Source organism: Sedimentimonas flavescens, from assembly GCF_019264375.1.
GTDB lineage: Bacteria > Pseudomonadota > Alphaproteobacteria > Rhodobacterales > Rhodobacteraceae > Rhodobacter > Rhodobacter flavescens.
In genome coordinates, this window is sequence record NZ_JAHVAI010000002.1 from 411,326 (window position 1) to 425,472 (window position 14,147).

15 protein-coding genes are annotated in these 14,147 nt (G+C 65.7%); 12 read left to right on the forward strand and 3 right to left on the reverse strand.

What is annotated here, in order from left to right:
- The first annotated feature begins 76 nt into the window (after window positions 1-76).
- Window positions 77-1,330 carry an MgtC/SapB family protein gene (locus tag KTQ37_RS05085; protein ID WP_218629384.1) on the forward strand — a complete coding sequence of 418 codons (1,254 nt, stop codon included), beginning with the start codon at window positions 77-79 and terminating at the stop codon, window positions 1,328-1,330.
- Here KTQ37_RS05085 and KTQ37_RS05090 read toward each other — a convergent pair.
- Genes KTQ37_RS05090 through KTQ37_RS05100 form a run of 3 tightly spaced genes read right to left on the reverse strand, consistent with a single transcriptional unit; the run spans window position 1,309 to window position 4,507 of the window.
- On the reverse strand, window positions 1,309-2,406 hold the full coding sequence (locus tag KTQ37_RS05090; RefSeq protein WP_218629385.1) for an NnrS family protein: 1,098 nt from the start codon (window positions 2,404-2,406) through the stop codon (window positions 1,309-1,311). The genes KTQ37_RS05085 and KTQ37_RS05090 overlap by 22 nt on opposite strands.
- 29 nt (window positions 2,407-2,435) lie before the next feature.
- Complete coding sequence (locus KTQ37_RS05095; RefSeq protein ID WP_218629386.1) at window positions 2,436-3,002, reverse strand: UbiX family flavin prenyltransferase; 567 nt, start codon at window positions 3,000-3,002, stop codon at window positions 2,436-2,438.
- On the reverse strand, window positions 2,999-4,507 hold the full coding sequence (locus KTQ37_RS05100) for a UbiD family decarboxylase (RefSeq protein ID WP_218629387.1): 1,509 nt from the start codon (window positions 4,505-4,507) through the stop codon (window positions 2,999-3,001). Before KTQ37_RS05100 ends, KTQ37_RS05095 begins: the two co-directional genes overlap by 4 nt.
- 140 nt (window positions 4,508-4,647) lie before the next feature.
- On the opposite strand from KTQ37_RS05100, the gene ubiT reads away from it, so the two are divergent.
- The 11 genes from ubiT to KTQ37_RS05155 all read left to right on the forward strand — a co-directional run bounded on the left by ubiT (window position 4,648) and on the right by KTQ37_RS05155 (window position 14,146).
- Window positions 4,648-5,190, forward strand: a complete 543-nt coding sequence (ubiT, locus tag KTQ37_RS05105) for a ubiquinone anaerobic biosynthesis accessory factor UbiT (RefSeq protein ID WP_236021075.1) — start codon at window positions 4,648-4,650, stop codon at window positions 5,188-5,190.
- A complete protein-coding gene (gene ubiU / locus KTQ37_RS05110; RefSeq protein ID WP_218629442.1) occupies window positions 5,190-6,167 on the forward strand; it encodes a ubiquinone anaerobic biosynthesis protein UbiU in 978 nt (325 codons plus the stop codon). Before ubiT ends, ubiU begins: the two co-directional genes overlap by 1 nt.
- 2 nt (window positions 6,168-6,169) lie before the next feature.
- Window positions 6,170-7,072, forward strand: a complete 903-nt coding sequence (gene ubiV, locus KTQ37_RS05115; protein ID WP_218629388.1) for a ubiquinone anaerobic biosynthesis protein UbiV — start codon at window positions 6,170-6,172, stop codon at window positions 7,070-7,072.
- Window positions 7,073-7,391: 319 nt separating this feature from the next.
- Window positions 7,392-7,892 carry a ferredoxin-type protein NapF gene (locus KTQ37_RS05120; protein ID WP_218629389.1) on the forward strand — a complete coding sequence of 167 codons (501 nt, stop codon included), beginning with the start codon at window positions 7,392-7,394 and terminating at the stop codon, window positions 7,890-7,892.
- Window positions 7,886-8,146, forward strand: coding sequence for a chaperone NapD (locus KTQ37_RS05125; protein ID WP_218629390.1), 261 nt, complete (start codon window positions 7,886-7,888; stop codon window positions 8,144-8,146). The genes KTQ37_RS05120 and KTQ37_RS05125 overlap by 7 nt, the downstream gene beginning before the upstream one ends.
- A 16-nt stretch (window positions 8,147-8,162) precedes the next feature.
- Window positions 8,163-10,646 carry a nitrate reductase catalytic subunit NapA gene (gene napA / locus KTQ37_RS05130; RefSeq protein ID WP_218629391.1) on the forward strand — a complete coding sequence of 828 codons (2,484 nt, stop codon included), beginning with the start codon at window positions 8,163-8,165 and terminating at the stop codon, window positions 10,644-10,646.
- Window positions 10,647-10,673: 27 nt separating this feature from the next.
- Entirely contained in the window at window positions 10,674-11,489 is an 816-nt protein-coding gene (napG, locus tag KTQ37_RS05135; protein WP_218629392.1) for a ferredoxin-type protein NapG, read from the forward strand.
- Window positions 11,486-12,406: a quinol dehydrogenase ferredoxin subunit NapH gene (napH, locus tag KTQ37_RS05140; RefSeq protein ID WP_218629393.1), complete on the forward strand. Its 921-nt coding sequence runs from the start codon at window positions 11,486-11,488 to the stop codon at window positions 12,404-12,406. The genes napG and napH overlap by 4 nt, the downstream gene beginning before the upstream one ends.
- 20 nt (window positions 12,407-12,426) lie before the next feature.
- Window positions 12,427-12,876 carry a nitrate reductase cytochrome c-type subunit gene (locus tag KTQ37_RS05145; RefSeq protein WP_218629394.1) on the forward strand — a complete coding sequence of 150 codons (450 nt, stop codon included), beginning with the start codon at window positions 12,427-12,429 and terminating at the stop codon, window positions 12,874-12,876.
- 24 nt (window positions 12,877-12,900) lie between these two features.
- Entirely contained in the window at window positions 12,901-13,605 is a 705-nt protein-coding gene (locus KTQ37_RS05150; RefSeq protein ID WP_218629395.1) for a NapC/NirT family cytochrome c, read from the forward strand.
- A gap of 13 nt (window positions 13,606-13,618) precedes the next feature.
- On the forward strand, window positions 13,619-14,146 hold the full coding sequence (locus KTQ37_RS05155; protein WP_218629396.1) for a DUF2478 domain-containing protein: 528 nt from the start codon (window positions 13,619-13,621) through the stop codon (window positions 14,144-14,146).
- Window position 14,147: the final 1 nt, after the last annotated feature.

A 14,147-nucleotide genomic window follows, 5' to 3' on the forward strand; every position in this document is an offset into this window, starting at 1 on the left:
TCATTTGGCCACGTTGACTATCGCGCGCGCTGGCTGTCTAGCTAGGCACAGGCATTCGCTATCCCGAGGGCCAGAGATGACCGACACGATCCTGAGACTTGCCGTCGCCCTTGCGATCGGCCTGCTGGTCGGGCTCGAACGCGGCTGGCGCGAGCGCGATCAGCCCGAGGGCAGCCGCACCGCCGGGCTGCGCACCTTCGGCATCTTCGGCCTTCTGGGCGGGATCTTCGCCGCCATCAGCGCGGCGATGGATGCCCCGATCGTTCTGGCCGCCGCCTACCTGGGCTTTGCGCTGCTGTTCGGCGCGTTCCAGTATCACGAGGCCGCCCATGAGGACACGTTCAGCGCAACCGGCCTGATGGCGGGCCTGGGTGTCTTCGGACTGGGGGCACTGGCGGTGGTGGGCGATTATCAGGTGGCCGCGGCCGCGGGCGCCGCCCTGACCGCCGTGCTGGCCAGCCGCGAATGGCTGCACGCGGTGTTGCGCAAACTGTCCTGGGTCGAGCTGCGCTCGGCTGTCGTTCTGGCGGTGATGACCGTGATCGTGCTGCCGATGCTGCCCAACCGCACGATCGACCCCTGGGGCGGGCTCAATCCGTGGGAGATCTGGTTCTTCACGGTTCTGATCGCCACGATTTCCTTTGCCGGTTACATCGCGGTTCAGATGCTTGGGCCACGCCGCGGACTTCTGCTGAGCGGCCTTGCCGGGGCAGTCGTGTCCTCCACCGCCGTGACGGTCGCGCTGGCCCGAATGGCGCGCGCCAACCCCTACCCGCGCAGACTTGCCGGCACGGCCGCGCTGGCCGCAACGGTTTCGCTGCTGCGCGTCAGCATCATTGTGGGGTTCCTCGCGCCGCAGATCGCGGTGCAGATCCTGCCCGGCACGCTTGCCGCAGCGCTGGTGATGGCGCTTCTGGGCGGGCTTGCGCTGTCGCAAGACGGCACCTCCTCGGTCGAGCAAGGCGATATCCGCAACCCGTTCGAGCTACGCGCGCTCTTGGCCTTCGCCGGCTTCTTTGCCCTTGTTTCGATGGCGAACGCTGCGGTTGTGGACTGGTTCGGCGAGATAAGCCTGCTGGCCACCTCGGCCCTCTCGGGCATGTTCGACGTCGATGTCGCGGTTCTGGGCGCGGTGCGGCTGAACGGCGGCCCGATCGGCACCGACCTGATCGCGACTGCGATCCTGATCGCGCTAAGCTCGAACGCGTTCGGGCGGCTGTTTCTGGCGGCGATGGCCGGTCCGCGCAAGTTCTGGGTACCGCTGGCCGGGGCGACGCTGGTCGCGCTGCTCGCAGGGGGGCTGGCCTATTACGTGATGCTGAGGGTCTGACCCGCGCGCCGCGCACTCAGGACCGGATGGGGGAGATCGCGCCACAGGGCGGCCAGCGCCGCGCACAGAAAGCAGCCCCAACCCGCGCACCAGACCAGCGCGGATAGGCGCAACCCTTCGGGCAACAACTCGGGCGCCAGCCGCAAGGGCACTGACAACCAGATCAGACCAAACCCGGCGCGCAGCCAGCGCCCCGGCACCAGTCGCCCCGGTGCGCGGCGCATATAGGCGCGCCCGGCAACGGCGAAAACCATTCCCCCCATCGCGCCCAGTGCCAGCATATGCAGGTATCGGCCCAGAGAACCACCCGCCGCGAACAACAGCTCACCTCCCGCCAGTGCCATCCCCGCAGGCAGCCAAAGCCACGCCAGAAGCAAGAGCATCAGATCGCCCTGCCCTGACGCCGCCCGCATCGGCCAGCGCAGCATGCGCAAGATCTGCGCGCAGGCCGCCAGTATCGTTGCCACGCCCAGGATTTGCGGGCCTACACCCACGGCAGCGAAGACCGGCAGAGCCAGCACAGTAGAGTCTGCAAAGGCATTCGCCCAAGACCATGCCCGTCCACCATCGTCCCCTGCGCGGGCACGCAAGAACGCGGGCACAATGCGCCCTCCGACCACAGCGATCAGCGCACCGAAACCAAAGATCAACGTCGTCGCATCCGGTTCGTGGCCGCTCAGCAGCGCCGTTTCGGCGGCACACAGCGCAAGCGGCATCGACGCAATGGGCAAGCGTCGCCAACGCCGCGCGGCCCAGACCGCCTGAATAAGAATTGCCGCGAGCAACGCCGGATAAAGTAGCCCAAGCCAGCCCCAGCCTGCCGAATAGCCGATGCGCCCCGCGCACCATGCCGCGACCACGGCCTGCGTCAGCCCCGGCGTGAACCGTCGCCCCGTCCAATGCGTGGCGGCAGTCAGCAGATAGCCGCCAATTGCCGCGCCCCCCATGCCGAACATCAACTCATGGCGGTGCCATGCGACAGGGTCGGCAGGCCAGCCTCCCGGATCGAGCACCCAGACCAGCGGCACCACGGCTGCCCAAAGACCGGCCAGAGCAAACAAGCTCAGGTGGGGCACCCGCCAGGGGGCCGACAAGACCGTCATCCTCACCCCGTCCAGGCGCTCGCCCTAGGCGCGCCAAGCCCGAGCAGATCGACCGCCCGCGCCGCAATCTGGCGCGAGATGTCATCGACGCTTTCGGGCATCAGATACCACGCGGGCACCGGGGGCATCACCACCGCCCCCATTTCGGTCACCGAGGTCATGTTGCGCAGGTGCGCAAGCGTCAGCGGCGCCTCGCGCGCCAGCAGCACAATCCTGCGCCGCTCTTTCAGTTGCACCGAGGCCGCGCGGGTGAGCAGGTTGTCGTCCAGCCCCTGCGCGATGGCCGCGAGACTGCGCATCGAACAGGGCGCCACGATCATTCCGGCGACAGGCGCCGAGCCCGAGGCAATCGACGCCCCGATATCTCCGATCGGGTGATGGCGATCCACAAGGCTGCGCAGTTCCTCCTGCGCGGCAGGGCCGCATTCGGTGGCCAAGGTGCGCGCGGCTGCGGCGCTGGTCACCAGATCGATTTCCGCACCGAGCGCGCGCAGATGGCGCGCGACCCAAAGGCCAAGCGCCGCGCCGGACGCGCCGGATACTCCCAAGACGACGCGCGGTGCGCTCATGGCATTCCCTCCGGCAGATGGCGCGCGAGAATGTCCAGCGCGGCGGCCTCATCTTCGGGGGTCATGCGCATCACCGTGCCCCAGTCGCGCGTGGTCTCGGGGCCGATCTTGTTCGTCGCATCGATCCCCATCTTTCCGGCAAGGCCCGGCTGAGGAGACGCGAAATCGAGGTAATCCATGGGCGTGTCATTGAGGATCATCACATCGCGCGACGGATCCATGCGCGTCGCAAGCGCCCAGGCGATGTCGTCCCAGTTCGAGGGGTCCAGATCATCATCCACGACGATGATCGCCTTGGTATAGCTGAACTGCGGAAGCATCCCCCAAAGCGCCATCATCACGCGCCGCGCCTGCCCCGGATAGCGCTTGTCGATGCTGACGACCGCCATCCGGTAGGAACAGGCGGCAGGCGGCAGCCACAGATCGCGTATCTCGGGGATCTGGGCGCGGATCGTTGGCAGGGCGAGCTTGTTGAAGACCTCACCGATGATCGCGGGTTCATCCGGCGGGCGGCCGGTATAGGTGGACAGGTAAAGTGCATCCGCGCGCCGCGTAACCGCGCTGACCTGCATCACCGGGAAGGGCTCGGCCGCGTTATAGTAGCCGGTGTGATCGCCGAACGGCCCCTCTGGCGCGGCTTCCGCGGGAGAGACCCAGCCCTCGATCACCATCTCGGCGTCGGCGGGAATCAGCAGCGGGACGGAGCGCGCGGGGGTCAGGCGTGGGCGCGCGCCCCCCAGAACACCGGAAAACCCAAGCTCCGAGACCGTTTCGGGCAGCGGCAGCGCGGCGGACAGAAGCAACCCCGGCGCGGCGCCAAGGACGATGGCAACGGGCATAGGCTCGCCCGCGCGGGCCCAACCGCGATGATGTGCGGCCCCGCCCCGATGCGCCAGCCAGCGCATGATCAGCCGGTCGCGCCCGATCACCTGCACCCGGTAAACCCCTGCGTTATAGCGCGACACGCTGTCTGCCTCGGTGCCATAGGGGCGTGTCAGCACCACAGGCCATGTGATCAGGGGGCCAGCATCGCCCGGCCAGTGCGTTTGAACGGGCAAGCCGCCAAGGTCGATCGCGCCGCCTTCCTCGACCACCTCCTGCACCGCCGGGTGCGAGACCATCTTGGGTCGCGTTGCCAGTGCCGCACGCAGCATCGGCCAGCGCGAAAGCGCATCGCGCATCCCTTCTGGCGGGGTCGGTGCGCGCAGCGCCGCCAGGAACTCGCCGAGATCGGGCAGGCTCTCGGCACTTACGCCAAGCCCCGCGGCGACCCGATCTGTCGTGCCAAAGAGATTGGTGACCACCGGAATGCCCGAGACCCGCCCATCCGCCAGCACCGGCGTATCGAAGCGAAGCGCCGGGCCGCCGCGTTCCAGCGCGGCGCGATGAACGGCGGTCATGCGATGGCGCACCGAAACCGGCTCAGAGATCGTCGCAAGCTGGTTCTGGGCCGCGCACCAATCGAGAAAATCGCGCAGCGTGCGGAAGGCGGGAAGTTGGCGCATCTTGTATCCGTTCCTGTTCCAAGCGGCATAGCAGCGCGTCGATGCGGGCAACTTGAGAATGGTCAAGTCGCCCCGAGTCGCGGCGCGCTATTAACGCCCCAGACCGGCACAGACCGGTGCCAGACCATCAGGACCACCCCTTGTCGCAGCCCCTCGACGACATCCCGATCTTTCCGCGCCTTCCGGCGCGCTTCCTGCGTGTGGCCCCGCTGGCCCCCGTCGCCCTCGCGCTGAACCGCTTTGCGCGGCGCGTGGCGCGCACTCACCCTTCCATGTTTCGCCGCATGGGCAACTATGCCCATGCGCGCTTCGAGATCGATCCGACAGACCTACCCTTCGTCATCGTGATCGAGCCACGTGGCGGCGCTCCCCTTGTCGCGCTGTCACGTCAGCCCAAGCCCTGCGATGCACGCATCGCAGGGCCTTTGGCGGCCCTGCTGGGAATGGTCCACGGCGCCTATGACGGGGATGCACTGTTCTTTTCGCGCGATCTGACCGTCGAGGGCGATACCTCGGCCGTTCTGGCGCTGCGCAATGCGATCGACGCGGCGGAGCTGGATCTGGGCGCGGAACTGGCCGAGGCGCTTGGCCCTGCATCGGGCCTCGTGCGCAGACTGACCGAATTCGGCGAGCGGCGCACCGGCGTTGCCCTGAGCCGACACGAGGAGATCGAGACTTGGTAATGGAAATCGTCTGCCCGGCGGGCACCCCGGCGGCGCTGCGCGCGGCGGTCAAGGCGGGGGCGCATACCGTTTATTGTGGCTTTGCCGACGAGACCAACGCCCGCAACTTCCCTGGGCTGAACTTCGACCGCGACGAGATGCGCGACAGCATCGCATTCGCCCATGATCACGGCGCCAAGGTTCTGATCGCCATCAACACCTATCCGCGCGCCGGGGACGAGGCGCTGTGGCATCGCGCCGTCGCCGATGCCGCGAAATGCCGTGCCGATGCCGTCATTCTGGCCGATATCGGCCTGCTGGCCTTCGCGCACCAGAACTTCCCCGAGTTGCGCCGCCATCTTTCGGTGCAGGCCGCTGCCGCGAACGCCGACATCGTCAATTTCTACGGCCGCACCTTCGGGGTAAAGCGCGTCGTACTGCCGCGCGTCCTGACTGTGCCCGAGATCGCAGCGATCAATGCCGAGACCGAGGTGGAGACCGAAGTCTTTGTCTTCGGCGGCCTGTGCGTCATGGCCGAGGGGCGCTGTTCGCTGTCATCCTACGCGACGGGCAAGTCGCCCAACATGAACGGCGTCTGCTCGCCCGCAAGCCATGTGGAATACCACGAACAAGACGGGCAACTGGATGCGCGCCTTGGCGGCTACACGATCCACCGCGTCGGCAAGGGCGAACCCGCCCCCTACCCGACCCTGTGCAAGGGGTGCTTCAGCGCGGGCAGCAAGACCGGCCACCTCTTCGAAGACCCGGTCAGCCTGAACGCCGAGGCGCTGATGCCGCAGCTTCAGAAAGCGGGCGTCACCGCGCTCAAGATCGAGGGGCGGCAACGCTCGGTGTCCTATGTCTCGCAGGTGGTGCGCAACTTCCGCGCCGCGGTGGACGCGCTCGACGCGGGGCGCGCCATGCCCGAGGGGATGCTGGTGCGCCTGTCCGAGGGGCAGGCCAACACCACCGGCGCCTATCGCAAGACCTGGAGATGACTATGGAACTGACCGTCGGTGCCGTGCAGTTTTTCTGGAAGCCGGAATTCTGGGCGCAGTTTCACGCCGATCTCGCCGATGCTCCGGTGGACCGGGTGGTTCTGGGCGAGCTTGTCTGCTCGAAACGCCTGCCCTTCTACCAGGATCTGATCCCCGAGGCCGTGGCGACGTTGCAGGCTGCGGGCAAAGAGGTTGTGCTGACCAGCCTTGCTCTGATCACCCTGCGGCGCGAGCGCAAGCTGATGGCGGAACTGGCCGAGATGGGCGTCGAGATCGAGATCAACGACCTGACCGCGCTGGCCTATCTGCCCGAAGGCACGGCTTTCTCGGTCGGACCGCTCGTCAATGCCTATAACGAGGGCACGCTCGCCTGGCTTGCCGCACGCGGTGCCACGCGGATCAGCCTGCCGCCCGAATTGCCGCTTGGCTCGATCCGGGTGCTTGCACAGGCGGCCAAGGCGCTTGGTGTTCAGATCGAGGTCTGGGGCCACGGACGGCTGCCGCTGGCGATCTCGGGGCGCTGCTACCACTCGCGCCTCTACGGGCGGCCCAAGGACAATTGCCAATATGCCTGCGAGGAAGACCCCGATGGCCGCCCGGTCGAGACGCTCGACCAGCAGCCCTTTCTGGCGATCAACGGGGTGCAGACGCTCTCGGACACGCATGCCTGCACACTGAACCAGATCGACGCATTGCGCGACGCAGGTGTCGCAGCCCTGCGGCTCTCGCCGCAGTCGCAGCGATTCGCCGATCTGTGCCGAATCTACCGGGCGATGCTGGAGGGCTCTGTCGCGCCCGAGGCCGCGATCGCGCAACTTACCGCGCTGACACCCGAGGTTCGGCTCAGCGACGGCTTCATCGACGGCGCGCGGGGCGTTGCCTGGTCAGTAGAATCGACCGCATAGCAAGCTTCACAAATTCCACGGATTTCTTGATGCCGCAAAGCGGCATGCAAATGACTTTGGTCAAGGTGCGGCAAACTTCACCTTGGTATCCACCGCCTGAACGAAGCGAACGCCTTGGGCCCCGGGCCAACAAAGCAATAGCCATGTCAGCGGTTTTACCTTTCTTGCCCCGCCAGACTGAAAGCGTCACCACGTTCTTTTCTTCCTCGAAGTCAATTCTGCTAATTGACGCAGATCAACGGAATCATCCGGACGTGATGCTAGGGACTTTGCTATGGTTCAGATAGCGTCACCTATTCAACCCGGAGCCCACAAGCCGATGACGTCCTCGCCTTCCCGGCGCGCGATCTTGCGCGGCAAGGTCAACGCCCGCCCGCACCCGCGCCCGATCGGCGCGCTTGCGCCGATGGCGTTCGAGGATGCCTGCTCCCAATGCGGTGATTGCGCACGCGCCTGCCCCGAAGAAATCATCCTGCGCGATGCCGAGGGCTTTCCCGTGCTCGACGCGCGCACTGGCGCCTGCACCTTCTGCGGGGCCTGCACCGAGGCCTGCGAAACCGGCGCGCTGATCGCGGGGCAGCCTTTCCCCTGGCGCGCCGCCGCCGAGCCCAACTGCCTTTCGCTCAACGGCGTGCAGTGCCGCGCCTGCGAGGACCAATGCGATGCAAGCGCGATCCGTTTCCGGCTGATGCCCGGCGGATCGGCGCAACCGCTGTTCGACGATGCCGCCTGCACCGGCTGCGGCGCCTGCGTGGCGCCCTGTCCTGCCGGGGCCATCGCCCTGCACCCCTTCAACCCGACGGAGCCTGCCCAATGCTGAATATTTGCGGATGCCTCGTCCAGACGGCCCCCGACCGGACCGCAAGCGTCATCGAGGCGCTCAACGCGACCGAAGGCAGCGAGGTCCATGCCCATGACAAGGGCCGGATCGTCGTGACCGTTGAGGACACCCAAACACGCCTCGCCTCTGATCTGATCATGGATATGCACCAGATCCCGGGCGTGATCGGCGTGACCCTCACCTACCACCATTTCGAAGCGCTCGAAGACGAAGCGCCTGCAACCCTTTCCTGATCCGGGAGACTGACCCATGACGCTCGACACCACGCGCCGCACCTTCCTCAAGGCCACCGCCGCCGCAGCGACCGCTTCGGCAGCCGGCATTCAGATGGCGACCCCGGCGGCCGCCGCTGACAACAACATCCGCTGGGACAAGGCCGCCTGCCGCTTCTGCGGCACGGGCTGCTCGGTTCTGGTAGGCGTCAAGGATGGCCGCGTCGTCGCCACCCAGGGCGACCCCGAGGCCCCGGTGAACCGCGGCCTGAACTGCATCAAGGGCTACTTCCTGTCCAAGATCATGTATGGTCAGGACCGCCTGACCACGCCGATGCTGCGCAAGACCAACGGCGTCTATGACAAGAACGGCGAATTCACCCCGGTTTCCTGGGACGAGGCCTTCGACATCATGGCCGAGAAGTGGAAAGCCACGCTCAAGGCCAAGGGTCCCGAGGCAATCGGCATGTTCGGCTCGGGCCAGTGGACGGTCTGGGAAGGCTATGCCGCCGCCAAGCTGATGAAGGCCGGTTTCCGCTCGAACAACATCGACCCGAACGCGCGTCACTGCATGGCCTCGGCCGTGGCCGGTTTCATGCGCACCTTCGGCATCGACGAACCGATGGGCTGCTATGACGACCTCGAGCACGCCGACACCTTCGTGCTCTGGGGCTCGAACATGGCCGAGATGCACCCGATCCTGTGGTCGCGCCTCACCGACACCCGCCTGACCAAGCCGGGCTGCCAGGTGCATGTGCTCTCGACCTTCGAGCACCGCTCGTTCGAACTGGCCGATAACGGCATCATCTTCGCGCCGCAGACGGACCTCGCGATCCTCAACTTCATCGCCAACTACATCATTGAAAACAATGCGGTGAACTGGGACTTCGTGAACAATCACGTCAACTTCGCAAAGACCCAGACGAATATCGGTTACGGCCTGCGCCCGACCCACAAGCTTGAAGAAGGCGTTGACCCGAAGACCACGGGCAAGATGGATGCGATCGACTTCGAGGCTTACAAGGCCATGGTCGCTGATTACACGCTTGACTACACCGCCGAGCTTTCGGGCGTGCCGAAGGAAAAGCTGCTCAAGTTGGCGCAGCAATATGCCGACCCGAACCGCAAGGTGATGTCGCTCTGGACGATGGGCTTCAACCAGCACGCGCGCGGCTCGTGGGTCAACTCGCTGATGTACAACGTGCACCTGCTGGTCGGTAAGATCTCGGAGCCGGGCAACTCGCCCTTCTCGCTGACCGGTCAGCCCTCGGCCTGCGGCACCGCGCGCGAAGTGGGTACCTTCGCCCACCGCCTGCCGGCCGACATGGTGGTGACCAACGAAGGTCACCGCAAGCTCACCGAGGAAATCTGGGGCCTGCCCGAAGGCACGATCCCGGAGAAGGTCGGCGCCCACGCCGTTCTGCAGAACCGCCTGCTGAAAGACGGCAAGATCAACGCCTACTGGGTGCAGTGCACCAACAACATGCAGGCCGCGCCGAACATGAACGAGGAAGGTTGGCCGGGCTATCGCAACCCGGAGAACTTCATCGTCGTGTCGGACCCCTACCCGACCATCACCGCGATGGCCGCCGACCTGATCCTGCCCACCGCGATGTGGGTCGAGAAGGAAGGCGCCTACGGCAACGCCGAGCGCCGCACCCAGTTCTGGCGCCAGCAGGTTGCCGCTCCGGGCGAGTCCAAGTCGGACGTCTGGCAGCTGGTCGAATTCTCGAAGCGCTTCACCACTGATGAGGTGTGGCCGGCCGAGCTGCTCGACAAGAAGCCCGAGCTGAAGGGTAAGACGCTTTACGAGCTGCTCTTCACCAACGGCGTGGTGGACAAGTATCCGCTCACCGACACCTATGCGGGCTTTGACAACGACGAATCCAAGGACTTCGGCTTCTACCTGCAAAAGGGCCTGTTCGAGGAATACGCGATCTTCGGGCGCGGCCACGGCCACGACCTTGCGGATTTCGACACCTACCACCAGGCGCGCGGTCTTCGCTGGCCCGTCGTCGGCGGCAAGGAAACGCTCTACCGCTTCCGCGAGGGTTATGACCCCTATGTGAAGGCAGGCGAGGGCGTGAAGTTCTACGGTCAGAAGGACGGCAAGGCCAAGATCATCTTCGCCCCCTACGAGCCGGCGGCCGAAAGCCCGGACGAAGAGTACAACTTGTGGCTCTCGACCGGTCGTGTGCTTGAGCACTGGCACTCGGGGTCGATGACCCGCCGTGTGCCGGAACTGCACCGCGCCTTCCCGTCTGCGGTCCTCTTCATGCACCCCGATGACGCCACCGAGCGCGGCCTCAAGCGGGGTCAGGAAGTCCGCGTGAGCACCCGTCGCGGCTCGATCGTGACCCGCGTCGAAACCCGCGGCCGGAACAAACCGCCGAAAGGCCTCGTGTTCATGCCCTGGTTCGACGAAAGCCAGCTGGTTAACCAGCTCACGCTCGACGCGACCTGCCCGATCTCGAAAGAGACCGACTACAAGAAGTGCGCCGTGAAGGTGGAACGGGCGTAACGCCCGTCCCTCCCAAGGAGACAAGTGATGCCCGCCGCCGCCAAAGCCAAACCGATCGACCGCCGTCGCTTCCTTCTGGATGCTGCGCGCGTTGCGGCCGGCTGCGCGGTGGCGGGCACGCTTTTGGGCGCCTATGCCGGACAGGCCCGCGCCCTTCCGGCCGAGGCCCTGCGCCCGCCGGGTGCGCTGCCCGAGGGCGATTTCCTCGCCGCCTGCATTCGCTGCGGGCTGTGCGTGCGCGACTGCCCTTATGACACACTAACACTGGCCGAACTGGGCGAAGGCCCGGCCACCGGCACCCCGTTCTTTACCGCCCGCGACATCCCCTGCGAGATGTGCGAGGACATCCCCTGCGTGAAAGCCTGCCCAACGGGCGCGCTCGACCCCGCGCTGGACGATATTGGCGACGCCAACATGGGCATTGCGGTTCTGGTGGACCGCGAGAACTGCCTCAACGCGCTCGGTCTGCGCTGCGACGTCTGCTACCGCGTGTGCCCCGTCATCGACGAGGCGATCACGCTCGAACTCACGCATAACGAGCGTTCGGGCCACCACGCGATGTTCATGCCGACCGTCCATGCCGAATACTGCACCGGCTGCGGCAAATGCGAGAAATCCTGTGTGCTCCCCGAGGCGGCCATCAAAGTGCTGCCCGAACGTTTGGCCCGCGGCAAACTGGGCGAGCATTACCGCCTTGGCTGGGAAGAAATGCAGGAGAAGGGCGGCCCGGTGGTTGAAGGCATCATCGACCTGCCCGACCGCCTGCCCGGCCCCGGCACAGACAACCTGGCCGCTCCGGGTGGTTTCGAGCCCGCCTTCAAGATCCCAGGGGCGAGCGAATGAGCGAGAAGACCAAACTACCGATCGGCGCCGAAGCCGTTGCCACCAAGGGCTGGATCGGTGCGCATAAGTGGCTGCTGCTGCGCCGACTGTCGCAGGCGTTTTTCCTGGGTCTGTTCCTGATCGGCCCCTGGTTCGGGCTGTGGATCGTCAAGGGCAACCTGGCCGGTTCGCTGACCCTTGAGACGCTGCCGCTGACCGACCCGCTCGTTTTGCTGCAAAGCATCGTTGCCCGGCACTGGCCCGAGATGACGGCGATCCTTGGCGCGCTGATCGTGCTGGCCGTCTATGCGCTGATCGGCGGACGGGTCTATTGCTCGTGGGTCTGTCCGATCAACCCGGTCACCGATGGCGCGTACTGGCTGCACAACAAGCTTGGCGTGCCGAAAGGCTGGCAGCCGAAGAAATCGACGCGTTACTGGTTGCTTGCGATGCTGCTGATCGTCTCGGCGGCAACCGGCACCGTCGCGTGGGAGTTCGTCAACCCGATCACCATGCTTCAGCGCGGACTGGTCTTCGGGATGGGCTTTGGCTGGACACTCGTCCTCGGGATCTTCCTGTTCGACCTGTTCGTCTCGCGCCGCGGCTGGTGCAGCCACCTCTGCCCGGTCGGCGCCTTCTACGGCCTTGTCGGCAACAAGGCGCTGCTGCGTGTCTCGGCCACGAACCGCGCTGCCTGCGACGATTGCATGGATTGCTTCGCCGTCTGCCCCGAAATGCATGTCATCACCCCCGCCCTGCGCGGCAAGACAGAGGACACCCCTCTGATCCTGTCGCCCGACTGCACCAATTGCGGTCGTTGCATCGACGTCTGTTCGGTCGATGTCTTCCGCTTCACCAACCGCTTCGACAAGGCCCCCGCTCCGGGCCGCGACGAGGCAGCCCGCAAATCCCCGGCACAGCAAACGCGTGCCGCCTGAGATCCTACGGAGACCAAGCCATGAAAAACGCCACTCTCTTCAGCGCCATCGCCGCGGCCTCGCTCGGGTTCGCCGCCAGTTTCGCGCTTGCCCAGTCCGCGGGAACCTCCTCGGGCACGGTGACCTCGCTGCGCGGCGCCCAGCCTGATCAGGACATCGGGCTTGCCCCGGTCTATCATCAGTCAGAGGGCCGTCAGGACCGCAATTACCGCCTGCAGCCGCCGATCATCCCGCACACGATCGACAAGTATCAGATCGATGTGAAGGCCAACGAATGTCTGGCCTGCCACGACTGGAAGAATGCGGCTGATCGCGCTGCTCCCACCTTGTCGATGACGCACTACGTCAGCCGTGACGGCGCGCAGACCGATAACGTTGCGCCGCGCCGCTGGTTCTGCAACCAGTGCCACGTTCCGCAGGTCAACGCCCCCGAGTTGGTCCAGAACACCTTCCAGAGCTCCGACAAGTAAGGCCGAGGCGAGAGGAACAAGAACATGTCCAACACCAATCCTTCCGCCCGCCCGGGCCTCATCCGGCGCATGTGGCGCTTTTTCTGGAGCCCGGCCGGCGCCATCTCGCTTGGCGTGCTGCTGATCGTCGGCTTCCTGACGGGTATTCTGTTCTGGGGCGGCTTCCACACCGCACTCGAAATGACCAACAACGAGAAGTTCTGCACCAGCTGCCACGAGATGCGTGACAACGCCTTCGCGGAGTATCAGGGCTCGGTTCACCAGAACAACAGCTCGGGCGTGCGCGCCACCTGCCCCGATTGCCACGTTCCGAAGGACTGGGGCCCGAAGATGATCCGCAAGATCAAGGCCACGAAGGAGCTGTACGGGCACTTCGTCACCAAGTCGATCTGGACGCGCGAGAAGTTCGAGGAGAACCGCCTTCATCTCGCCAGCAACGAGTGGGAACGCATGAAGCGATCCGACTCCAAGGAATGCCGGAACTGCCACAGCTTCGAGTTCATGGACTTCACGCTCCAGGAAAACCGCGCGGCGACGAACCACCAGAAGGCGCTGGATGAGGGCAAGACCTGCATCGACTGCCATCAGGGCATCGCGCATGAACTGCCGGCGGGTTACCTCGAAAGCTATCGCGAAGTCGTCAAGAAGCTGGAGGCCGAAGGGGCCATCCCGCCGCAGACGCCGAACAACGGCAAGGATGTCGCGACCAATATCCAACAGACGAACTGAAGGTTTGCAGGCAATGAGACTCGCATCCGTTCTGGCGACGGGCCGGGGTGAGACCAATCGCCTGCTCTCCGACCTCGCAGCCCGCGCCTCGCAGCGCGGGCTGCGCGTCGTCGGGACGGTCCAGGTGAATCACGACCCGACCGACGGCAAGCATTGCGACATGGACGTCCGCGTCCTGCCCGACGGCCCCGTGCTACGCATCTCGCAGTCGCTTGGCACACAGTCGCGGGGCTGTCGCCTCGACCCATCTGCGCTTGAGCAAGCCGTGCGCCTGACCGAAGGCGCGCTGGAAAGCGGCGCCGATCTGATGATCGTCAACAAGTTCGGCAAACACGAAGCCGAGGGCCGCGGGTTTCGCGAGCTGATCGGCAGCGCATTGATGCGCGGCATTCCCGTGATCGTCGGCCTGAACGGGTTGAACATCGACGCATTCGCAGATTTCGCGGGCGCATTCGCGGAGCGCCTCGACCCGACCGGCGACGCCATCGCCGCGTGGCTGGATGCCGACTGCCCCGAGCAGCCCGCACGCCGCGCGGTCTGAA

Excerpts from the sequence above, each read along its gene's own strand:
- KTQ37_RS05085 (WP_218629384.1), top strand. The coding sequence starts at position 77 with ATGACCGACACGATCCTGAGACTTGCCGTCGCCCTTGCGATCGGCCTG.
- KTQ37_RS05095 (WP_218629386.1), bottom strand. The coding sequence starts at position 3,002 with ATGAGCGCACCGCGCGTCGTCTTGGGAGTATCCGGCGCGTCCGGCGCG.
- KTQ37_RS05100 (WP_218629387.1), bottom strand. The coding sequence starts at position 4,507 with ATGCGCCAACTTCCCGCCTTCCGCACGCTGCGCGATTTTCTCGATTGG.
- ubiU (WP_218629442.1), top strand. The coding sequence starts at position 5,190 with ATGGAAATCGTCTGCCCGGCGGGCACCCCGGCGGCGCTGCGCGCGGCG.
- ubiV (WP_218629388.1), top strand. The coding sequence starts at position 6,170 with ATGGAACTGACCGTCGGTGCCGTGCAGTTTTTCTGGAAGCCGGAATTC.
- KTQ37_RS05120 (WP_218629389.1), top strand. The coding sequence starts at position 7,392 with ATGACGTCCTCGCCTTCCCGGCGCGCGATCTTGCGCGGCAAGGTCAAC.
- KTQ37_RS05125 (WP_218629390.1), top strand. The coding sequence starts at position 7,886 with ATGCTGAATATTTGCGGATGCCTCGTCCAGACGGCCCCCGACCGGACC.
- napA (WP_218629391.1), top strand. The coding sequence starts at position 8,163 with ATGACGCTCGACACCACGCGCCGCACCTTCCTCAAGGCCACCGCCGCC.
- napG (WP_218629392.1), top strand. The coding sequence starts at position 10,674 with ATGCCCGCCGCCGCCAAAGCCAAACCGATCGACCGCCGTCGCTTCCTT.
- napH (WP_218629393.1), top strand. The coding sequence starts at position 11,486 with ATGAGCGAGAAGACCAAACTACCGATCGGCGCCGAAGCCGTTGCCACC.
- KTQ37_RS05145 (WP_218629394.1), top strand. The coding sequence starts at position 12,427 with ATGAAAAACGCCACTCTCTTCAGCGCCATCGCCGCGGCCTCGCTCGGG.
- KTQ37_RS05150 (WP_218629395.1), top strand. The coding sequence starts at position 12,901 with ATGTCCAACACCAATCCTTCCGCCCGCCCGGGCCTCATCCGGCGCATG.
- KTQ37_RS05155 (WP_218629396.1), top strand. The coding sequence starts at position 13,619 with ATGAGACTCGCATCCGTTCTGGCGACGGGCCGGGGTGAGACCAATCGC.